Raw genomic sequence first — 22,750 nt, forward strand, 5'->3', positions numbered from 1 at the left:
CGTTTGTTATAGCGCTTCATAAGACACTGCAATCCGGCGCATTTAGCGCCGAGTATCAATAATGCCTATAGCTCCGCTCTCGTGGCGCATGGTCGAAGTGCTGAATAATGAGTCGTACAGACCACAGTCGTGATGCCGCATGCCAACGAGCATCCCGGCATGATGAACGCCAATCCACAAAGGAGCCGCAGTACGGTGAGCGATCACAACAGCTTTGACACAGTACGCATTCACGGAGGGTATCGCCCCGAGGAGCATCAATACGCCTCGAACGTGCCCATCTATCTGAGCGCGGCGTTCACCATGGGCAGCGCTCAACGCGGACGGGACATCGCCGAAGGACGCGAGCCCGGATACACATACTCGCGTGTAGCCAATCCGACGGTGTCCATTCTGGAACGCAGAATAGCCGAACTGGAAGGAGCCGTGTCCGCAGTGGCGGTCGCGTCAGGCATGGCGGCGATATCGAATGCGATTCTCACCGTGGCGGAGGGCGGCGGCAGAATCGTAGCCCACCACGACATCTACGGCGCCAGTCTGGATGAATTCATCAGCCTTGCGCCGAAGCTCGGCATCGAGTTCGACTTCGTGGACGACATCAACGATCCCGTCGCACTGCGCAAGGCCATCGGCCCTGACACCAAGGCCGTATACGTCGAAAGCGTCACCAACCCGCTGACCAAAGTCACCGACGTCGACCAGGTGGCGGCAATAGCGCACGAGGAAGGAGTCCCGCTTATAGTGGACAACACCTTCCCCACTCCCTATCTCTTCCGACCCATCGAGCACGGTGCCGACGTGGTGGTGTATTCCTCCACGAAAGCCATCAACGGTCATGGCAACGTCATCAGCGGTCTAATCGTCGACGCAGGGCGCTTCGATTGGTCGAGCAGTCGTTTCCCGCAGTTCTCCGAGCCGGAATTCACGCTCTACACCGAGCAGATCGGCCATTCGCGCAGTTTCGTCGAGGCCTTCGGGAACGAGGCCTTCCATCAGCGGCTGCGATGTAAGTGCCTCCGTCTGTTGGGCGCGGTTCTCGGCCCGCAGCAGGCGTATCTTGAACTGCTCGGTCTGGAGACCATCAGCGAGCGCCTGAGCAAGGAGGTCTCATCGGCGCAACGCATCGCGGCCTTCCTCGAAGGCCATGGTCATGTCACCAAAGTCAACTATTCCGGGCTTCCCGACAGTCAGCAGGCTGAATTGGTCGCACGACTCTACCCACGGGGCATCGGTTCGATACTCTCGTTCGAGCTGGAGGGTTCGGAGGAGCGCGTGAACCGTTTCATCGACGCGACCCGAGTGTTCAGTTACATTCCCAACGTAGGCGATGTCCGTTCCCTGATAGTCAACCCCGCCCGCACCACTCATCGGGAGATTCCCTTCGAATTCTGGGAGAAGAACGGACTGAACGTCAATCTCATCCGTCTGTCCATCGGATTGGAAGACCCTGACGACCTGATTGCCGACCTGGAGCAGGCCTTCGAACAGGCCTACACCGACTAGGCCACAGATTAGGCCACACATTAGGCCACAGACGCTACCTGATCACTGGCGTACACATCCACACATCCACACGTACACATCCAGACAAGAACCAATGCATTTGCGAGAGATGGCGACAGCGCATCGCACGAACCATCCGCAGATGACACAGAAGGAGGCACACATGGCATCAACGCTCTATTTCATCGGTGGAGGCAACATGGTGACGGCCATCATCGAGGCCGTGCGGGACAAATCGGAAAGCTACCCTGTCGACGCACTGTACGTGCAGGAGATTTCCCAGGCACGCATCGAGGATTTGGCGCAACGCTTCGGTGTGCTGGCTGCGGACCCATCAAGCACACCGGATGCGGATATCGTCATCATCGGCATTCGCCCGCAGGACGACCTGAAAACGGTGCTCGAATCGGTGTCGCAGCGTTTCAGCCCTGAACGGACCACGGTGATTTCGATTGTCGCCGGATACACCATCGAACAGCTCGAAGAGCATCTCGGCCACGACTTCCGCCTTGCACGCATCATTCCCAACACCCTCACCACGACCGGGTACGGCTACAGCGGCGTTGCTCTCAATGACCAGGCCAGCGAGAACGACATCGACGCTTTCCTGCGGACCTTCGGCAAGCCCCTGTACGTCGAGGAACGACTTATCGACGTCATCACCGGGTTTTATCCACCGAATCTCGTGTACCACTTCATCGATGCCTATGTCGACGCAGGAGTACTCGCCGGTCTTCCCCGAGACATCGCCAAAGCGATAGCCCTGGATACCCTCATCGGCGGAACGGAATTCCTGAAGCAGAAGGACGTGCTGCCGCAGGTGCTGCTCAACATCAACAATTCACCCGGCGGCGTGGGAATCACCCAAGCGTATACGCTTAATAGCACGGGCTTCGCGGCATCGGTGCAGAGTGCGGTTCTTGCAGCCGTCAATCGCACCACCGCGTTGGGGAAAGAAGCCCGATAGTCATCGGAGGTGACCTATGAGCACTGTTATCGCAGGGCCAACAGATATTGACACGACGACGCTCGAAGAAACCGTCAAGGCAAGGCATTGGCTTCACCGTCATCCTGAAATGGCATTGCGTGAATTCGACACCACGCATTACCTCAAGGAACGATTGGCCTCATATGGCATCGAGAGCATTGATGCCACGCACCGTCACGACCAGGAACAATCATCCGCCGATGATGCAGGGAACTCTTCCGCACCTCTGACCACCGGAGTAATTGCCGATATCCACGGTTCGCTTGGCACCGGTCCGACGCTGGCGCTTAGAGCGGATATCGACGGACTGCCAATCGTCGAAGATTCCGCCCACGCCTTTGCCTCCCTGAATCCCGGGATGATGCACGCATGCGGTCACGATCTTCATATGGCCTCGTTGCTTGGTGCCGCACGCGAACTGCAGGAGCATCGTGACCGATTCCGTGGAACCGTTCGGCTGCTCTTCCAGCCTGCGGAAGAGGCGGAGCTGGGCGCTCAGAAGGTGCTGGCGGCTGGCTGGCTCAACGGTGTCGACCTCATCGTGGGGTATCACAATCATCCGGGCCTGCCCGTGGGCACCGTGGGTATCAGCGCGAACCCCATCATGGGCGGAAACTATCGTTTCGATGTGACGATTCACGGTCGAGGCGCGCACGGCAGCAGACCTGAGGACTCCGCCGACCCCATCACCGCGTTCACCGCGATGTCCTCGGAGATTCAGACGATTGTCAGCCGCAACATCGCGCCACTCGAACCCGCCGTGGTCAGCATCACGCAGATTCGGGCAGGGCAGGCTTGGAACATCATCCCCTCCGTACTGGAATTCCAGGGCACGGCACGAGCGTTCAACCGTCAGACAGCGGAACTGATTCAGGAACGATTGACGAGAATCGTTCAAGGAGTGAGCGAGGCACATGGTGTGACCTCGCACCTCGATTGGAGCGTCCGAGCCGTTCCCATAGAAAACGATCCCGACATCGCGGCAACACTCAGGCGCGAAGCAGTGCACTATGCACAGAAGGTCATCGAACCGGTGCCAAGCCTGGGCTCAGATGATTTCGCCGACTTCCAGCATTCTGGCATACCCGGAGTGTTCAGCTTCATCGGTTCGAACGGCGACCCCGATGCTTTGGGCTGGCACACACCGAACTTCATAGCGAAGGACGCGGCGCTGCCCTACGCCATCGATTACTACACCCATGCCGCTTACGCTCTGCTGAACTAGCCCACGCCGACGCGCCAAAGCCTGCAGCCCACGGTATGCGCTCCGTTCGGCAACTGCCCGGTCTCTGCGATGTGCAGTGGCCGGGCAGTGCGCATACTGCATCCGCAATAGCGCTTCGCGTTCACAGAAAGTTGAGCGACGATTCGCCGATGCCGAACGATTTACCGGCAAGGCTCTCCCCCGCTCCGGTGAATTCCAGGGACGTGATGTGATTGGCCGGACCTGTCCGGAATACCAGCTCACGGTCGCACAAATGCACGATGGCTCCGTCATGCTCGATGCTCTCCGCATCGCTTCCGGTAATCAAGGACCACACCTCCGCGGTCGCCAGCACATCGGGAACCTCGAAAATCACTCGTTTGACACGCAGATTTCCCGCCGGATGGTCGACGATCAGCCCTTGTTGCACCAGTTGTTCCTCACGTGTCTGGTCGGTTCCCGGCCATTCCAGGAAGAATGGGTACGGCAGCCCATTGATGGTGTCGTTCACGAAGAAAATCGACCAGCGTATCTCATGACCCGATTCGTCGAGGCGTCTGCCGTCAACCACGTCACCCACAGGGATGCCCGCCTTTTTCAGGCGTTGATGGGTGCTCTCGATGTCATGCGTGCGAATGGCGATGGTGTTGATGCGTTCCACGCCCTCCTGGTAATCATGGGTCGCGTCGTAGACGGCGGAAGCGTTCTTTCTGGGGAAGGACCATGCCGTTTGCCTGTCCCCGACGGAAATCAGCTCGATGTAGTTCAGACCGAAATAGCCGAGAGCGTTTTGAGTACCCCAGACCTTATGGCTGCCGCCCCGTACGAAGTCGATTCCCAAATCGGCGAATCGTCGAATCTGACTGTCTATGTCCAGAACGTTGATCATCGTATGGTCCCAAGCAAGATTCTCGCTCATGATGTGTTCCCTTTCGCTATCGATGTGTGATTGTTTTCAGATGCACAACCTTAAGAATGCAAACCCCTATGAATTAGAAGCCGGTGCTCCCAGCTGCTCGGATCGCTCACTCGCGGCGGCAACCGCGGCGATGAGAGTCCCTCTGAAAGCCCCTTTCTCCAGAATCGAACAAGCCTCAATCGTCGTTCCCGCAGGAGAGGCGACCATGTCTTTCAACAGTGCAGGATGCATCGCCGTATCAATCAGCATCTTCGCCGAACCGAGACAACTCTGCATCGCGAGACGCAACGCAACTTCGCGTGACAGCCCTTGCTTCACGCCTCCATCCGCCAAAGCCTCGACGAACATGGCCACATAAGCCGGAGCACCACCGGACAATCCGCACACCGCATCCAATTGCGCTTCAGGAAGCCGCTCGACAATGCCTAATGATGTGTACAAGGATACAGCCCAATCAAGCTCTTCGGCAGTAAAATCCGTATCCGAAGCCAATGCGAATACTCCTTCACGCACCAAGGCCGGAGTATTGGGCAGTACGCGTAGCAATCTGATGTCACCCGAAGCCATGCTCCTGAATCGGGTCGAATCGACCCCGGCCACAATCGACATCACGGCCTTGTTCTCAATGGACGTGCCGCTTTGCCGTAAAGCCTCTGCAATCTGCTGGGGTTTTACGGCGAACAGGACCATCGCACTGCGCGCACAGACCTCGGCATCATCCGACAGGACTGCCACTCCCGACGCACCTGCCCGTTGTCTGGCACGAGCATCGATGTCGTATACGGCGACCTCGCCGGCTTGCAGCACTCCACCGTCGAGCGCACCCGCCAAGATAGCCAGACCCATGTTGCCTGCACCGATGATTCCAAGACGATATGGCAGACCGGTCGTCATTGCTGTTCTCCTCGCGTTCGAGCCCTGTCCATCCCCACACCACGACAATCACCGAGAAAGCGGAATCGTGGGGGTGGTCGGCACTACCAGCAACAGTATGTGTCATGGCGCGGCGACACTGCCGCGACGTTCTAGAGAACTTCTATGAGGGGGTATCGCCCGAATTGATAATGCCCTGCCGAGAACATGCCGGAAATGCATAAGTGCACCGCCGATACACGTACCGTGGCATAAGATGCCACGTAACCGTACCGATGATGCACTTACCCTTGTCGAAGGCTGAATCAGGCGAGAAGCTGCTGGACCGACTCCCGAATCTTGTCGGTTGTGTCATCGACCGCTGAACCAGCATTCTGCACGGTTTTCGCGAGTATCTTCTGAGCCTGCCTCTGCTTACGATCCAGCGTTCCGCACAGATCCGATGAGCACTGGCCCGAGGCGCAACGGTATTTGAAGAAGAAGTATCCCGCGATTGCGGCGATCACGGCAATCGCCAACCACAGCTTGCCGTGTGAACACTTCTTGTCCTTCCCTTCATCATCCCAGCCATAGGAGTCCTGCGACTCCTGAAACTCGCCGCCGTCTTCGGCCCGGGTCTCATCGGACTGCACGTCATCGTCGTTGTAATCATGTTCGTTTACCATATGCTCATCCCCCTTTCGCACCATCGTAGCCCACCAGGCGACTACACACTCTCGGAGAAATCTCCCGCCACAAGCGAAGCGATGCTGTAACCATCGTCCCGGACGTCACCGACCAGCCGACAAGCGTGCGAAGCATCGACACTCAATAAGGAGCAAGCGGACTCAGAAATCCGAACCGTACTCGCCCAGCATGACCGCCACCGCAGCGGTGCGGTCATTGACGCCGAGCTTGGCGAAAATCCTACTGAAATATGTCTTCACCGTGGCCTCGCTCAGATACAGCTGCGACGCTATCTGACGATTGGTATGCCCCGCGGCCGCCAACTCCAACACCGCCCTCTCCTGTTCCGAAAGCTGAGGCCGCTGCCGCTGCGGATGAAGATGATCGGCCATCGCCTGTGCTGCGCGTGGCGCCATCACCGTTCTTCCGGCAACCGTGTTCCGGATGGACTCGGCCAGAAACTCCGGCTCCACGTCCTTGAGCAGATAACCATGCGCACCCGCCTCGATGGCCGTCAGAATATCGCCGTCCGTGTCATAGGTGGTGAGGATAAGTATCTTGAGATTCGGTTGAATATGCAGGGCCTTGCGCGTGACCTCGGGGCCGTTCATATCAGGCATCCTCAGATCGAGCAGCAGCAGGTCAGGCGCGGTTTGCCTGACCAGTTCAAGAGCCTGCCGGCCTCCTGAAGCCTCGGCAACTATTGCCATATCCGCATGCCGTTCGAGCATGCTGCGAATACCCTCACGAACCATGGGATGGTCATCGACGATGACGATGCGAATCATGATGAAGAGCCTCCATTCACCTGGACCTGAGCCTTGCCTTCCAGGGGAAACAAGGCCGTGATGCGAGTGCCCTTCCCTGGTGCCGAGCTGAAAGCGAAGCTGCCCGAGAGTTCCTCGACCCTTCTGCGCATGTCGATGAACCCATATCCGTGCCCGGTCACGCTCGTCTGCTCCTCCGAAATCGAGGAAGCCTCAAAACCGATGCCGTCGTCCTCGATACGAAGGCATAGCTCGTCCCGCCCTCGCTGAGCGCCCTGAATACCCTGAATACCTTGGACATCCTTGTTCCTCTCCAGATTCACCGTGAAGCTTCGGGCGTCGGAATGCTTCTGGATATTGGTCACCGCCTCCTGCACGATGCGCAGCACCGCAACCTGCAATGCGAGCGGCAACACCGGCAGATCCTCATCCACATGGAGCTCGAAGCTCTTGCCGCTGCCATCGTTGCCATTGCTCAGCGTGCGTGCCAAGGCATCACGCAAGCCGCTTTTCTGCAAAGCCACCGGCGTGCTGTTGGCAATCAAGGCGCGAGTGTCGTCAAGGCTTTCCTTGGCGATCACGCTGATCATACGCAGATGCTTCAGAGCCAAATCACGGTCCTGTTCATCACCCATCTCCCCCAGAGCCGCGCGGGACAAGGCCAGCATCGAGGTAAGCGATTGGGCGATGGTGTCGTGCATTTCACCAGCCATCCGCTGCCGTTCCGCGGCGATGCCCTCCTCATGGCTCAGATGCCCGATAATCTCCTGCTGGCTCTGAAGCCGTTCTATGAGCTGGAGGTTATGCGTATTGACCTCGGCAAGATGATCGTTCGCAATCCCGATCATGCCGCTGAAGAACACCGAAGCCAGGGATTCGACGATCGTATCCGTGAAGTTGCTCCCGTACAACCCGGCTGTCTGTATCCACGCCGCCATGATGAAACCGCAATTCATGAATGCGACGATGCCAAGAGCCGGCCAATACGTGAAGGCGATGAACAGCTGAGGAACCACGATGAACTGCACGAACATCACGGAGGGATTGATTACGGCAGCCGCCACCAGACAGGCGACACTCAGCGCGGCAAAACACCAACCTCGAAACCCGCTTTTGCTTGGAGTCCGCACCTCGTCGCTGGAGTAGGGGTCCACGAAGATAAGGAAGACCGCCGTCGGCAAGCCGAGCAGTACGACCAGAGCCGCACGCTCATACCAAGGTATCCGGGAGAGCAGCACTATCGACACGATCAGCAAGGGGGTGGCGATAGCGAAATACATATTCCACCGACTGTGCACGGTACTGGTGGAAACTCGCATACGCTCCACACCGGATCCTCCCATAGGCAGCATCTCCTTCCGCTTCGACTCCTGCTGGATACCCAGACTAGCCTCTTCCACGCTGTGTGCTCATGATATTCCCGGTATCAGTGGCATTCCCGGTATCAGCGGCATCCTGCAGCGAACGATCGTTGATGGCAAGGTCTTCAACATTCTCCGGAACATCCTCCACATTGCTCTCGCGAGGGTACAGCAGCGCAATGATAATGAACAGCACTCCGGCGCAGGCCATCACCGTAAAGACGCGACCGGCCGCTGTCGCATAGGACGCCCGGACGATGTTCATGATTTGCGTCTGTATCTGCTCTGGCAAACTCGACAGTTGGGTGGATGAATGGCTTCCACTGCCCGAACCTACCGAATTGGCGATATTCTGAGCATCGCTTCTGCTGATGCCGTAGCCGTGAAGTCCCGAAAAGAGCTTGTCGGCGAACATGGAAGAGGACACTGCGGAGAGCACGGCCATACCCAAAGCGCCACCGAAGTTCTTGAGCAACTGAGACAAGGCGGTGACCTCACCGTACGAGGCATTGATGGCCCTGTTCACCATATCCGTCGCTGCCGGGCTGAACATATACCCGACACCGGCACCGGCCAGGCCGATCATCACATTGAGACTGCCCGCGTGTACCGGGACGCCGGATTGCACTGCGGTGACGGCGCTGGCGATTCCCGAGAAACCGATGATCGTCAGGATGCCGCTGACGACGAATACGCTGCGGATGCCCCTGTGACCGAAACGTTTGGCTCCCAACTGGGCGGCAATCATGAAACCTATGAAGAAATACAGAATCAGCAGGCTGGCATTGGCCACACTGAGATTCAGGCTCAACTGCCCGTAGACGCTTAGGAAGAACATCACGGGGATGAACACCACGGATGCTATCAGGGATGCTAGCGCGGAGAGCGAGAAGCGAAGATTTCTGAAAACGTTGACATTCATGATCGGATGGGTGCTACGCAGCTCTACCGCGACGAAGGTGATAATCAGGCCAACCGAGATGATTAGACTCCCTATGATTCGCAAATCCGTCCACCCGACCGAAGCACCCTGTTGCAAAGGCACGATCAGTGCGATCATTGCCAGGGCGGCCAGAATCGCTCCGGGCCAATCCAGGTGGCTCTTGGTGCGGTTGTCGACCAGCACATCGTCACCGGGAGTCAGCCACGCGGTAAGCAACAATGCGGCCACCGCGAGCGGAACGTTGATGAAGAACACGTAGCGCCATGAGAAGGTAATCAGATACGAGCCTGCGATTGGCCCCACGGAGGTCATGGCGCCGGTGATGGCAAAGAACAAGGCCATGGATTTCGCCCGTTTCTCCACCGGAGAATACGTGAAGATGATGCCGACCGCCGAAGGAAACATGCAGGCCAGACCAATGCCCTGAATCACCCGTGATGCAATCATCCACGTCAGGGCGATGCCGCTTTGCGGTCCCAGACCGCAGAGCAGACTTCCTGCGCCGAACGCCACGATGCCGAGCAGCATCATGCGCTTGTAACCGATGGCATCGGACAGTCTGCCCGCCAATGGGAAAAACGCGGCGGCAGCAAGCAGATAGGAATTCACTATCCTTGCGACGCCCGCGGAATCGAGACCCAGCCCTGATTGAATGGCGCTATAGGAGAGCGAGACGATGGTCTGGTCGATGGAGCTCATGGAGACGGCGACGATAAGACCTAGGAGAATCAGCGGCATGCTGCGCTTCTTCCCCTGAATGAGCGCAGCATGTGATGCACTTGCATACCCGGCATCGCCAGGTTGTGTCAAATTATTTATGGGCACCTTGAGGACCTTCCTTACACGGATGAGGCGGTCGCCTCATTCACCATGTAAGACGGTATGGCAAGTCCCCTGTCCCAGCTGTCATCCACAAGGACAGGATGCTGTCCCCCATTCGGATGACAAGCTCGGTCAGGCATAATCCTTCGACAGCGGTTCCAGAAGTGGGGATTCCACAGCAATACACCGGTATGAAATCCCTACGATGTTGCTGACGTGTCTTGCCTCTGGGACCTTAGGGATGCCGGGAATGTCATGAATGTCAGGCTGTGAGAATCTGTGTCTGGCCGTCGATGACCGTAATGACCTGGTTGTTGCTGATGGGGCGCAAATCGTATTGGTCACCGTAGGTTTTCAGAATGGTGTTCGCGGCCTTCCTGAAGGGAATGTTCCCCACGTGCGGCAGTACCGAGAAGTCCGTAACCCCGAGAGCGGCGAAATCGCCGTCAAGACTCGGCGCCACATCGCTTGAATCCATCGGGGAAATGTACGTGATGTCGTGCGAGAGAATCACCGAACCGGCCGAAGCACCGATATACGGCTTGCCGGCGTTGATCTGTTCGACGATCATGCGCCCCGCCCCCGAACGGCGCATCTCCTCCAAGAGGTAGAAGGTGTTGCCGCCCGAGACGAAAATGAAATCGGCCTCATCAAGTTTGCCGCCGATCTCCTGCTCGGACGCCTCGGCGATGTCCAGGTCCGATACCTTGATGCCCATGCCGTTCAGAGCGTTGCGGTCCGAGTTCACAAAGAAATTAATCTTGTCCTTGTTGCTCGCCGTAGGAATCAGGCACGCCGTCTTGCCTTCGACATCCTTACCGACGACATCAGGAAAGAACTGTGCGACGTCCTCGAACGAAGACGACAGAAATAATGTACTCATCAAGCACCCCCCGATCGTGCGCGGCTATCCCGCCTTACAATACCCTCTGCATCACGATGTTGATGCGTTGCGCCCTTCGAGATGAAGCGCCTTGCGTCGGTGCCGTGGTGGGTGTCGCAGCGGTAGAAGGCAACACCTGTTAATATCGTCCACGACACAGGCGGTGACAGGTATGACATCCTTCATTCACTTAGGCATACTCGCCCAAAACCAATAAATTGATGATGTCAAAGGCACCACGCAGTCAGCCTTAGGACTGGAAGATGAGTCGAGGAAGTGCTTCCGGCTTTGAACGGTTCAATCCTGTTCAGTCTGCATCATCCCCACGCATGCGCGGCAAATGACAATGTAGGGAATTCTCTGCACGCTCTCGATATCTCATCTGATTCTTTCGGCAGTGAACTATGCAAGCGCATTCCCGGTTTATCCTCTTGTCAAGATTTCCATCCATACTCTGCTATGGAGCAACCAGCTATAGGAGTACGCCGCCATCGCGGGCACGGTATTTCAATCCACGCTCCCGTGAGGGAGCGACCGTAGCCGTACACCGAGCCAGCAACCACAGCCAATTTCAATCCACGCTCCCGTGAGGGAGCGACAAATTCCTCAGCGCCGTCAACTACGGGTATGGGAATTTCAATCCACGCTCCCGTGAAGGAGCGACTGTTCGGCTAGGTCATTCCACGCGGTGCAACGCATATTTCAATCCACGCTCCCGTGAAGGAGCGACCTTCTTGAGACTCTGCTTCTGCTTCCACTTGTGATTTCAATCCACGCTCCCGTGAGGGAGCGACGGTGTTGGATGATGTAGTGGTTATGTCCGTCGCAATTTCAATCCACGCTCCCGTGAGGGAGCGACGGTATGTCGATGGTCAGTATTCCGTTCCATATCAATTTCAATCCACGCTCCCGTGAGGGAGCGCCGACGCTACCGAAGATGGTGCCCACGTCGGTCAGGATTTCAATCCACGCTCCCGTGAGGGAGCGACGGTTTCTTTCTTCGCGTCCTTGTGGGTCTTGTTATTTCAATCCACGCTCCCGTGAGGGAGCGACCCGCCGCCGCCGAAAGCGTCATCGTTCAGACCGAGATTTCAATCCACGCTCCCGTGAGGGAGCGACCATGAGCGCCACTCCTGAATGGAACAGTCCGGAATTTCAATCCACGCTCCCGTGAGGGAGCGACTATCAGTCTCAACGGTTTGAAATAGTACTTCCTATTTCAATCCACGCTCCCGTGAGGGAGCGACTGAATCGCTGTACATAGTACCCGTATCGCAACCAATTTCAATCCACGCTCCCGTGAGGGAGCGACCCGTAAATCGGGTGCTGATGGTCACCACGTCGGTATTTCAATCCACGCTCCCGTGAGGGAGCGACATTGAAGCTGAAAGCCGCCCGTAGTCCTGTCATATTTCAATCCACGCTCCCGTGAGGGAGCGACCACCTGCTCATAATGCGAAGCCAACCAGTCAGCATTTCAATCCACGCTCCCGTGAGGGAGCGACCTGGTTATCATAGGATCATCACGTATTCATCAGATTTCAATCCACGTTCCCGTGAGGGAGCGACCACGGTCTCACCCGACCAGTCGGCCTCTAATCCAATTTCAATCCACGCTCCCGTGAGGGAGCGACCCATATTCGCAGGATTCACCAAGCGAACCGAAGAATTTCAATCCACGCTCCCGTGAGGGAGCGACCGTGGTCAAGCCCTCAGCTACCGACAACTCACAATTTCAATCCACGCTCCCGTGAGGGAGCGACCAGTCCGAGCGTTCTGGGTGAACGTGCGTCCGTATTTCAATCCACGCTCCCGTGAGGGAGCGACGATATTTAGAGGGGAGATAACCATGTACTACTTATTTCAATCCACGCTCCCGTGAGGGAGCGACATCAGGCGATTCAATCTCTGCAAGCTCAGGGTGAATTTCAATCCACGCTCCCGTGAGGGAGCGACTTGCTGGTGGGCGCGATAGGAGACGATCTCTTCATTTCAATCCACGCTCCCGTGAGGGAGCGACGCATTCGTAGTTGCGTCCGGGCAGCCACAGCGATTTCAATCCACGCTCCCGTGAGGGAGCGACCGCCGGTTGAGGTTGGGTGGGGGCTCCGTGACGAATTTCAATCCACGCTCCCGTGAGGGAGCGACCCTGTTTGTGAGTTCAAACACTGCACATAATCTATTTCAATCCACGCTCCCGTGAGGGAGCGACCCGCTTCACGGTAGCCATTCCTCACAGTATCTTTATTTCAATCCACGCTCCCGTGAGGGAGCGACGTTGGCGTTGGTGACGTCGATGCTGCGCCAACTATTTCAATCCACGCTCCCGTGAGGGGAGCGACCGTGCAATACCCGTCCAACAACAGGGCCGACCCGACATTTCAATCCACGCTCCCGTGAGGGAGCGACGGTCATTTTTTTTGGAGTTATCGCAACTAATGTGATTTCAATCCACGCTCCCGTGAGGGAGCGACTGTCACTGTTCTTACTGGGGTACCCTTGAAATCATTTCAATCCACGCTCCCGTGAGGGAGCGACCTGGCTCGACTACCAGCCGAGCGCCGAGGAAGTGATTTCAATCCACGCTCCCGTGAGGGAGCGACCAGGATAGGGACTCGTGGTTTCAGTCGCTCGACGATTTCAATCCACGCTCCCGTGAGGGAGCGACACTACGCTGATAACGTCCACCAGTGGCGTCCGTGATTTCAATCCACGCTCCCGTGAGGGAGCGACGTCCAGCGGTTGCACCAGCCGCAACACCCAGCAATTTCAATCCACGCTCCCGTGAGGGAGCGACTGCAGAAATGGAATCTACTCTTCCAATATGCGGTTAACAATGTATTAAGCAATAGGGACATTCTTGGAGAATGACGTTTGAATACACATTTGCGATGAAATATTTTCATTTGCGGCTTGCTGCACCAGCAACACACCAATAATCCACAGTTCTTTACAGAAGGGTCAGTGACCTCAGGTGCGAACCCCTGGCATATTCATGAGTGTTTTGTTCTCGCACAGCACTTTGCCCACACCCGCTCGCTCCTAACCCGACTGCACATAGTTCATTCGAAAAAGTAATCACACCATCATGACGTCATCAGTTGGCAAATGCCGCTGCGCTCCAATGTGCTCAATCCGGTTTGAATAGTTCGCTCCCAAGTTGTAGTACCGCAGGCTATCTGATTCCGTATCTATCAATTGTTGCAGGTTGTGCTTTAAAACTAGATAGTCCGATGGAGTTACTGAACACTCAAATACACTATTTTGCACACGTTGGCCATACTTTTTGCACATTTTGGCAACCAACCGCAGCCTTCGTCTTCCCTGCGGAGTTCCGACATTGACGTCATAAGCGACTATAACAAGCATGGCGTATCACTTCCACATGAATGGCGGATATGCATCAATATCTCCTCTTATCATTCGCGTTAACAGTAAAGCCTGAACATACGGAACCAAGCCCCACGATATTTTCTCACCCAAATACGGATGCGTAATTATCTGAGTCTTATGATGCTGCCATGCAGTAAGAACAATTTTTCTCCCCTGCTCGTTGAGGAAAATACCACCATTTTCCTGTTCTTCAAAATGTGAAGCTTTGATAGCCCCAGTATTCACGAGGCTCAAAACAAATCTGTCAGCCACAGTAGGTCGAAATTCCTCCATCAAATCCAACGCCAACGATGCCCTACCTGGACGATCAACATGCAAGAAACCCACATATGGGTCCAAACCAACACCCTGCAAAGCAGCCACACAGTCGCTGGTAAGTAGCGAATAAACGAAAGAAAGCAAAGCATTCATTCTGTCCAATGGTGGCCTTCTGCTTCTCGTTTCGAAGAAGAAAGACTCTTTATCGCGCAGGATCAGATCGTCGAATACATAAAAATATTCTTTAGCAGCGTTCCCCTCCACTCCTCGAAGACCATCTACTGAAACGCATCCGCTAAGTGTCTTAATCGCTTCATGGAGGACCATACTTTTGGACGAAATACGTTCAACATTGACACGCATTGCGTGATCCCGCTTGGTGCGTTCTAGCACCCACCTGCAGTTGAACAGTTTCCCCGCAATAAACGAACGAGCAATGGGAAGACTATATTGCTCATCGTCAGCCATCCTGAACTGTTCACGACGCAGCAAGACATTACGATTCCTCTCCCCCAATACCGAGCAATAATATCTTCCTCGTGGAGAGAAAAATGAAATCCCGACCTCAAACTCGGAACATTTTCCCATCAAAGCTGGGGAAGCTCCTTTGTAGCTGAAACACAGGATTTGCTCAATGGAACGCAGTGGTACCGATGCTATCTTCTTTTCATCTTGATGAACAACGACATTGTCGTTCTCAAGAGCTAGATACGAGTCTTCTCTAACTACGAAAAGCGTGTTCAATAATTTTCTCATCCGTTCTCCCCTACCTGAAATATCTACAATTACTGACGCACCATCTCCGATTCATCATCACCAATACATTGCACGATATATGCTTTCGCTGACTTCGTCTTACTCAGCTCTGGAAGACACACATTTTTTAAAGAGCAAGCGTTGCAGGCACGCTTCCGCTTGGCTTTCGGCGTGTGCCCTCTGGAATACATTTCATGCATATCGGACAACAGATTCTTCACTTCAGACCGCAGTGACTCGTTCAAAGGGACAACTTCTCTGCGTCTAGTTTCGTGATAGAACAACGCACCTTCTGAAATGTCACAAGCCAACATCTCTTCAAGGCACACAGCTTGGGCACACAACTGCAGTCGGTCAGCGCCCACTTTCTTGGCGGCACCATGCTTGTATTCGACCGGATAAGGAGACCAATTACCCTCTCGGTGTTGAAGTTCCACACCGAACGGTGATTTTCTGAACTCAACAACATCACATATGCCAGTAATGCCTAATTGCCTAGAGAAGACACGGAGACTTCGAAGAATCAGCAGATCTCCACGAGTTTCTGATTGATTGTAGTCATCTGTCCGTTGATGCTCCAGCGAGCCAGCTGTGGTTCTTGTATTCTCTGACCACAGCTGCTCGATATGGATCAAAGCCCATTGACGTTTGCAGAAGGAATAGTGCTGCAGGCCCGAAAGAGACAGCCAATCATCCTCTGGATATTCACCTAGCTCTTCCATGCCTTCTCCTTGCTACTTATTGATTCCAATAGCCCATATCAGTAACGCTCCAAGGCGTCACCGCGCAGCACATCGCAACATTGAAACGTCATACCGTCAAAGGCTGTATCTGAAATTCAACAATCAACGGCCTTCAAACACTTCATACTTCAACCCTGGAATACTCGCATCATCAACGTTGACGTTGCCTTCAGCATCTACTAGCACTGAACGATGCACCTTTGCTGAAGAATATTGACCATGAAGGTTGTTATGTGTGAACCATACAACTTTGAGTACTTCCATAGACCCCGCCGGCCGTGCCGAACTTTCGTCATTTTCAAAAAGAGTGAGCAGCGCATCCTTGATCTTTTCGGCATCTTCATCATTGAAACCAGTTTTTTCAGCCAGCTGCGTGCTGATACTGCCGGATGTTCGGTACACTGCACGTCCCGAGACTCGATATTTCATTCCCATCGTGTCAGGAGACTTTTTATCTGTCTCCGTTGTTTCGCTATTCACTGATTTCGTAATCTGCACATCATCAATGGCGATGGGTTGCAATGAGAATGCTGGCTGGATTGACACTGGTCCTCTCACTCCTAAGGAGACGGAATCGACATCCCCTCCTTTTTTAAAAGCGAAGACCTGTCCGAAGGCTCTCACGTCTAGCCACTGTGAGCACACTTCGTCAAAAACAATATTCTTCTGTTTTCGATCTGCATCGTTCAGAGTTTTCAAAAAAGTATTCATACGATCGGTCAATGACCGTGCACCATCATCGGAACGCTCTTCCATCTGAACAAATATTCGCTCCCCACCGTCTTGAAGCCTGTTACGCACTTTGCGTTTTATCGCCACATCCGAAATCTCTCCAAGCGATTCAGAAGTGATTCTAGGCCGATTGCCATTAAGCGGGTCCCCATTGGGGTTCGCGTTCTCAGCCGCGATGACAAGTGCGAAATCAATCTTTTTGTGCAAACTCATAATAGTTGTTCTCCTTTAGTCGTTATCAGTTGTCGATGCCGCCGCCGCGGTTTTTTGTTGTTTATTCGCTCTCCGTTGGTGAGAGTATCCGAGAAGGAACAGAGGTGAGAGCGAACCACCATGCTCGTATTCCCCATCTTTGAAAAGATGCATGACATCATCAATGTGATTTTGAAATGCTTTAGCTCTGCCTAATAACTTCGGATCAGAAGACTTCATATAAGGATCGATCTGCTTCCACAGGTTACCCCAAGTTGAAAAGGGTTTGGCCACGAAGTTGCTCATGAGTTTTACAGCGTTTGTCGGTCTAGAAATATTCCTCTGATACAACACCCCGGATTCGAAATTATCCGCCAGTGCCAACAGGCGCCCATAGAGATAATCTCTGTCATCACGCTTCTCATCCAGTTCCATGGTGATGGGTTTCCTTTCTTGTATGAACTGTTTTTTCCAAAGGCTGCATGCAATCTCAAAATTTCTTGACCATGCAGGAATACTGCTATAACTCATTGGTCTGGTAACACGATGGAATGCCGACCAGAGTATGGAATCTGGGAGACTGTGCGTACCGAACACAGATTCAAACAATGTTTTATTGACGTTTTTCAAGAAGCGCTTGTAGCTTTCACTCGAATGTTCGTCAACCGCATAGGCGCATCTCACTATTTCTTCGAATGATGGAGCCCCGATATAATAAACCAGAGTTGCCTTGCCCCCCGCATCCTTAGCGAATCTCGTTAATGGCCAAGAGGAATCAATATGCCATTGCAATATGTTTTCGAGATATTCTCCGCTATCAAACTCTCGATAAAAGGTTACGCTCAACCTTCCTGATGTGGCAGCATCGAAAATCACCAGCACAACTTTTCTATTGTGCTTTTTCAATATCTGATGATTTCCATAACCACGCAGAATTTTTGCAAATTGATGAGCATAGTCGGTGTCAATTTGATGCATCGCCTCTAGCTGCTGATCGGACTCAGTAATCGCATCAGACATATCGAATTGGGCGAACAGATCCTCTGAATCTCCCTCAGGATTGATTATATCCGCAGGGTCGCCGCCCACGGCCCAAATCACGACATCCTGCGTATCTGTGGTTCTACCGTTGTTATTAACAATCCAGGTCAAGGTAGAATGAACCTTCTGCGAAGCCAGTTTGTCGATTCTTAAGCTCTCTTGTTTAGCGGAGAATCGGCCTCGGAACGTGAAATTGGTTTTGTCGTTGGCAGAAATGAGCTTGGCATTACCATCTACACTGACAATCTTTTTAGGAAAACTATCGGTGAGTTCGTACAGAGCTTCGCCTAGATTATCAATTCCGATCTGATCTCCCATGTTATTTTGATGAGCGATCCACAAATCACGTATTGTCTTGTCCTCCCATACGTATGGTGTGTGGTCTCCTGGAATTTCTACGGAGAATCGAACTCCCAGCTTCCTGTCCTTCTCATATGTTGTCTTCTCATTCACATCGACTGAGCTGCATAGATCTACACCATATTGTTGGGCATCAACTGAAATACTATGTTCGGAAAGGTAACGATAGATAGCGTTGAGCTTATTGTTGTCACTCTTCCAATCACCAAGTTGCTTTATATAGGAATCAAACCTGTTCGCACCGTAAGCTTTGTCAACATACTGCAACTGGTCGCATAGCGGATGAGGAACTGGTTTAGTACCTGAGCGTCCCATTGATTTTTCGGTGCACGGAATAACAATCGTGACGTCCTTCGAATCTTTTTCAATTCTTCTCAGAACACCGTTACCGTCAAGCGTAACGCAAAGTTGTGTTTTCAAAGTCGTGTGATGCAATGGCAGCAATGCCCTGCTGACATCAGGTTTTTCACCTCTGTTGTCGAGGGGAATTATACCGGCAACGTTCTGTACTTCCTCGTAAGTCTCAAGCAGACTCGACCATAAACTCATATCTTTACTCCTGTGCCAAACTGAAGTTTTCGTCTACGAGAAATTCCTTTACTGACTGGTGTTCACGAATCACTGTGCAATCCAGTGATGGCGCATCCGGTTTGTCGAAGGCAATGACGCCATTGTTCATCACTGGGCGCCAAAACTTGGAGATGAAATCATGCTGGATGTTTTCGTCAGGGTATGAAAATCCAAAAAACATATATCCAAGGCTTATCTCGCCGTAATCGTCGTAGAAACCTACGCCTGAGCCAAATTCACAAGGCTCAACGTATCCCTGACATTCGCGGGCACCCAGAAAAATATCCCTTCTGCCTCCCTGCGTCAACGAACGTTTCGCAATATTATGATGCTTGTTTTCATTGCGATCCTGTGCCAGATCCTGGCGCTGCTCATTCCATTCAAAATGCGCACGCACCTGATACCGCACATCCTTGAGATACATATAGTAAGAGAGATCGTTTCCGCCATTCATCTTGATTGGCCGGATTCCTTTTCCTTCTGTTTGTATCTTGTTCATCACGCGCACACTATCAACCACCCAGATGATTGTCGGCTTCCAGTAGATACTTTCAGTGACACCCTTCAAGGCTTGATAGGTTGGGACTTGATAGGAAAACTTCTCCCCTCCTATTCTTGTGGCCACTTCCGAAAAAAGGGCGTACGGAGCATACACCTCATACTCGATGGAATTGCGTTTTTTCAGCATACATATCTCCTATTCATCATCGAAAATGCCGGTCATTTCTGAGTCCAAATCCACACCATATTCTTCGTTGTAATACTGCTTGTTCAACAGCAGTATGCCAAATTCTGAATCAATGACGCTTATCGCACGCGTCCCCGACAGCTTCTTGATCTCATAGTCGAATAAGGAAACCGAATAGTCCTGCAACCGGTGCAGCAGTCTAATCACCGTGCCCATATTGTTGCGTTTGTTCTTCTCTTCTTTGAATTTTTCCAGAAGCGCTATTGAATCCCCGTACTCGACGATAACATCTTGCGCGAGATGAGGTATCACGTGGAATTGATCACTTGCCGTTTTGAATGCTTGAGCAAGCTTATGGCCATATTTCTCAGAAGTGCGATCATTAAATCTTCTTCTGTCATAACTATTTGTGGATAACATTTCATAAACACTGCTGTCAGGAGCCTTGGTTTGGTAATCCATCCTCTTTTGCATTACCGAAGATGCAAAATAGTGTTCGTAAAATTCATGCAGCATATCATCCGATAACAAATCTCTGTCCGGATAATCACGCATGAGGCGACTCGTTATCTCTTTGCCGTGCTTGATATCTGAGAGCACTTCCAAACCTCGTTCATTCTTGATCGAGACGACGTAGACATCTTTGGGTTCTCGGGATTCTCCATTGCGATTACATCTGCCCGCCGATTGCAGAATGCTGTCAAGACCCGCCGTGGCTCTGATCACACATGCAAAAGATATATCTACTCCAGCTTCTATCAACTGGGTACTTACACAGATGATAGGTTTCTTTTCATCCAATGCATCCACGACAGTTTGCAGTGCTTCAGATCTGTGTATGCCACACATCGATGTACTTAAATGCACCAGAGCGAATGTATTATCGACACTGAGCTGCTTCAGATACTGGTACAGCTTCCTAGCCTCTGATTTTAGATTGACGATAGCGAGACAGTTACCATTTTCTTGAGCTTTGTCCAGCACGAAACCCGCCAGTTCATCAAGGTTTTGCTCTTGCTCCACTGGGACAATATTGGTTCTTTTTAAAGCAGCGGCATATTTTTCCGAATCTTCGATAATGTCGGGGTTTTCTGACAACAACAGGTTGGAACGTCCAATTCTTTCGAGCTGTGGCACAGTCGCCGAACAGAGCAGTACTGTGCAGTTCAGTATTGTTGACAGGAAGCTCACAACCTCATTGAACAGGTTGATTGCATTGACTGGAATGGACTGTATTTCATCAAATACGATGACACTATTGGCCATATTATGGAATTTTCGGAGTTTTGTACCATGAGATGAGATCACTGTCTCTAGAAACTGCACCATCGTTGTCACGATAATAGGACTGTCCCAGCGTTCAGCGGCCAGTTTCTGACGATTCACCTTCGAGCCGTCTATTTCATCTTTATCATCGCCACCATCATCGTCCCTATCTTGTCCCATTGAACCCATGACGCTCGAATAATGCTCCAGGATGATGTCACTGTCCTTGGAAAGGTCAAGAATTTCTCGAAAAGACTTGGTGGTTTGGCTGGTTATCGTCAAATATGGGATGACATAGATGATACGGTTCTTCTTCGTTTGCACCACATGGTGGAGTGCAAAACGCAAGGAGGCCAAAGTCTTTCCACCACCTGTAGGCACTGCCAACTTGTATATACCAGTAGGTCTGCTACTGGCACTCCTACACGTCTCCGATATTTCAAACCGTAACTGATTAATTGACGTCGTATTATCAAAATCACTGATATTTTTCTCAAAGCAATCGACCAGCCGACGCCAGTCAGGCTTACATGGAGCAAACTGTTGTTGGGAACCGAAATACCCGGCATCCAAGCGGTCTGCATCTATAAGCCGCGAAAAAATATATTTTACATACTGACCAAGCGCGAAATCGCAAGACGGTCGTTTGGCATACCCTGCGCGCCTCAGTGAATCCAGCAAAGCAACGCTTTCTGAAACACTTCGTCTGAAACGAGCGTCCGTGTCCAAATCAAGACGAGGCAGATTCTCCTTTACCTCTTGATAATGGTATTTCTCCTGCGATTTGTTCGTTTCGGACATCTTATCGAAAAATGACGAGTCGCCACTCGGTAATATGCAATCTGGGAGATCACCATGATGGCTGGCAATAACAAGTTCCAAAACCTCCTGAGTGAACCGCTCTATCAAATGAGAGGTCTGAATCTCAGAAATTGTAAAAGCCCCTTGATAAGCGTGAATTACCGTTCCTCGTTTAGCGTTATCGTCAAATAGATACTTCTGGAAATCACGCTTTGCTTTTCCGCCATCATGATGGATTCCGGCAGCCTCGGAAGTCTCAACGAATTCATCTTCAAATTCTCCCGCAATGTGCGCGGTGTTGTGCAGGTGATCGAACAAAGTCTGGACTGCCCCTGCGTCATTCTTCCGAGCATACAGCTGTGACATGGCCATCCTCCATTGTGGTGACTGATTCGCATCAATCGTTTAACGGACCAACTGAAAAGCATCATACTCTCCGTATATATCTGCATTACCGTGACCAGAATATCGACAATGGTGCAGCAGTATTCTGCTAAGTAGAACGTTCTTCTACGCAGAAAAAATGCTAGAGCCTTTCTGCACGCCGTCATTATTACTCACAGCGGACACCCTAGTGTCCGAATCTTCTCCATGCCCCATATACAAGATTGCCATCGTCTATTGGCGTGTGCGCTAGCGACTTTTCGCGATTGGATATCTACCCCACCCTCATCTTCGCAATCACCAGACTTGGAACTCTTTCTCTCATCGGGATAGAACAGAGTGAATATCACGACCGAAACCGCCATGCACACCACACGATAAAAGACATTGATTCCGCCTGCATACGTCCCATTCGCAACTGCAAAAGGTGAATTACTATCAGCGGCAACAATGCGACAAGCGAAAGCCTCGCAAACACCAAATATTCAAAGCAATCGGAGAAACTGCCGACGCACCCATCAATGCGCAGAGCCGCCACAGCACAATGCTGTCAATGAATGCTGAAATCACTGCGGGGAATGTCGCAAAACCGTATGGACCGCTGACGGTTCAATGGGTTAGTCTCACAATCAGAGCA

General features: G+C 52.6%; 17 protein-coding genes and 1 CRISPR repeat array. Of the genes, 3 read left to right on the forward strand and 14 right to left on the reverse strand.

Annotated elements, in window-relative coordinates; genetic code table 11:
• Positions 1 to 195: 195 nt before the first annotated feature.
• The 3 genes from DB51_RS07695 to DB51_RS07705 all read left to right on the forward strand — a co-directional run bounded on the left by DB51_RS07695 (position 196) and on the right by DB51_RS07705 (position 3,716).
• Complete coding sequence (locus DB51_RS07695; protein ID WP_034254289.1) at positions 196 to 1,503, forward strand: O-acetylhomoserine aminocarboxypropyltransferase/cysteine synthase family protein; 1,308 nt, start codon at positions 196 to 198, stop codon at positions 1,501 to 1,503.
• 163 nt (positions 1,504 to 1,666) lie between these two features.
• Entirely contained in the window at positions 1,667 to 2,470 is an 804-nt protein-coding gene (locus DB51_RS07700; protein WP_034253021.1) for a pyrroline-5-carboxylate reductase family protein, read from the forward strand.
• A gap of 16 nt (positions 2,471 to 2,486) precedes the next feature.
• Positions 2,487 to 3,716: a M20 metallopeptidase family protein gene (locus DB51_RS07705; protein ID WP_034253023.1), complete on the forward strand. Its 1,230-nt coding sequence runs from the start codon at positions 2,487 to 2,489 to the stop codon at positions 3,714 to 3,716.
• A gap of 121 nt (positions 3,717 to 3,837) precedes the next feature.
• Here the strand turns inward: DB51_RS07705 and DB51_RS07710 are convergent, their stop codons facing one another.
• The 14 genes from DB51_RS07710 to cas3 form a co-directional block, all read right to left on the reverse strand.
• Positions 3,838 to 4,614 carry a VOC family protein gene (locus tag DB51_RS07710; protein WP_034253025.1) on the reverse strand — a complete coding sequence of 259 codons (777 nt, stop codon included), beginning with the start codon at positions 4,612 to 4,614 and terminating at the stop codon, positions 3,838 to 3,840.
• A gap of 66 nt (positions 4,615 to 4,680) precedes the next feature.
• Positions 4,681 to 5,508, reverse strand: coding sequence for a pyrroline-5-carboxylate reductase (gene proC, locus DB51_RS07715; protein ID WP_034253027.1), 828 nt, complete (start codon positions 5,506 to 5,508; stop codon positions 4,681 to 4,683).
• Positions 5,509 to 5,792: 284 nt separating this feature from the next.
• Positions 5,793 to 6,152: a hypothetical protein gene (locus DB51_RS07720; protein ID WP_034253029.1), complete on the reverse strand. Its 360-nt coding sequence runs from the start codon at positions 6,150 to 6,152 to the stop codon at positions 5,793 to 5,795.
• 162 nt (positions 6,153 to 6,314) lie between these two features.
• A complete protein-coding gene (locus DB51_RS07725) occupies positions 6,315 to 6,941 on the reverse strand; it encodes a response regulator (protein WP_034253031.1) in 627 nt (208 codons plus the stop codon).
• A complete protein-coding gene (locus DB51_RS07730; protein ID WP_156958279.1) occupies positions 6,938 to 8,320 on the reverse strand; it encodes a sensor histidine kinase in 1,383 nt (460 codons plus the stop codon). Before DB51_RS07730 ends, DB51_RS07725 begins: the two co-directional genes overlap by 4 nt.
• Entirely contained in the window at positions 8,307 to 10,034 is a 1,728-nt protein-coding gene (locus DB51_RS07735; protein ID WP_156958280.1) for an MFS transporter, read from the reverse strand. Before DB51_RS07735 ends, DB51_RS07730 begins: the two co-directional genes overlap by 14 nt.
• Positions 10,035 to 10,308: 274 nt before the next feature.
• Positions 10,309 to 10,929, reverse strand: coding sequence for a Type 1 glutamine amidotransferase-like domain-containing protein (locus DB51_RS07740; RefSeq protein ID WP_034253036.1), 621 nt, complete (start codon positions 10,927 to 10,929; stop codon positions 10,309 to 10,311).
• A gap of 504 nt (positions 10,930 to 11,433) precedes the next feature.
• Positions 11,434 to 13,726: a CRISPR direct-repeat array (repeat unit 31 nt; unit sequence ATTTCAATCCACGCTCCCGTGAGGGAGCGAC).
• Between the two features lie 281 nt (positions 13,727 to 14,007).
• On the reverse strand, positions 14,008 to 14,298 hold the full coding sequence (gene cas2, locus DB51_RS10070) for a CRISPR-associated endonuclease Cas2 (RefSeq protein ID WP_084674630.1): 291 nt from the start codon (positions 14,296 to 14,298) through the stop codon (positions 14,008 to 14,010).
• Between the two features lie 6 nt (positions 14,299 to 14,304).
• Complete coding sequence (cas1c, locus tag DB51_RS07745; protein WP_034253039.1) at positions 14,305 to 15,336, reverse strand: type I-C CRISPR-associated endonuclease Cas1c; 1,032 nt, start codon at positions 15,334 to 15,336, stop codon at positions 14,305 to 14,307.
• 29 nt (positions 15,337 to 15,365) lie between these two features.
• A complete protein-coding gene (gene cas4 / locus DB51_RS07750; protein WP_034253040.1) occupies positions 15,366 to 16,058 on the reverse strand; it encodes a CRISPR-associated protein Cas4 in 693 nt (230 codons plus the stop codon).
• Between the two features lie 123 nt (positions 16,059 to 16,181).
• Positions 16,182 to 17,024, reverse strand: a complete 843-nt coding sequence (cas7c, locus tag DB51_RS07755; protein WP_274955198.1) for a type I-C CRISPR-associated protein Cas7/Csd2 — start codon at positions 17,022 to 17,024, stop codon at positions 16,182 to 16,184.
• A gap of 15 nt (positions 17,025 to 17,039) precedes the next feature.
• Positions 17,040 to 18,953, reverse strand: coding sequence for a type I-C CRISPR-associated protein Cas8c/Csd1 (gene cas8c / locus DB51_RS07760; RefSeq protein WP_034253042.1), 1,914 nt, complete (start codon positions 18,951 to 18,953; stop codon positions 17,040 to 17,042).
• A gap of 4 nt (positions 18,954 to 18,957) precedes the next feature.
• Positions 18,958 to 19,662, reverse strand: a complete 705-nt coding sequence (gene cas5c, locus DB51_RS07765; protein WP_034253044.1) for a type I-C CRISPR-associated protein Cas5c — start codon at positions 19,660 to 19,662, stop codon at positions 18,958 to 18,960.
• A gap of 9 nt (positions 19,663 to 19,671) precedes the next feature.
• Positions 19,672 to 22,095, reverse strand: a complete 2,424-nt coding sequence (gene cas3, locus DB51_RS07770; protein ID WP_338023799.1) for a CRISPR-associated helicase Cas3' — start codon at positions 22,093 to 22,095, stop codon at positions 19,672 to 19,674.
• Positions 22,096 to 22,750: the final 655 nt, after the last annotated feature.

Source organism: Bifidobacterium crudilactis, assembly GCF_000738005.1.
GTDB lineage: Bacteria > Actinomycetota > Actinomycetes > Actinomycetales > Bifidobacteriaceae > Bombiscardovia > Bombiscardovia crudilactis.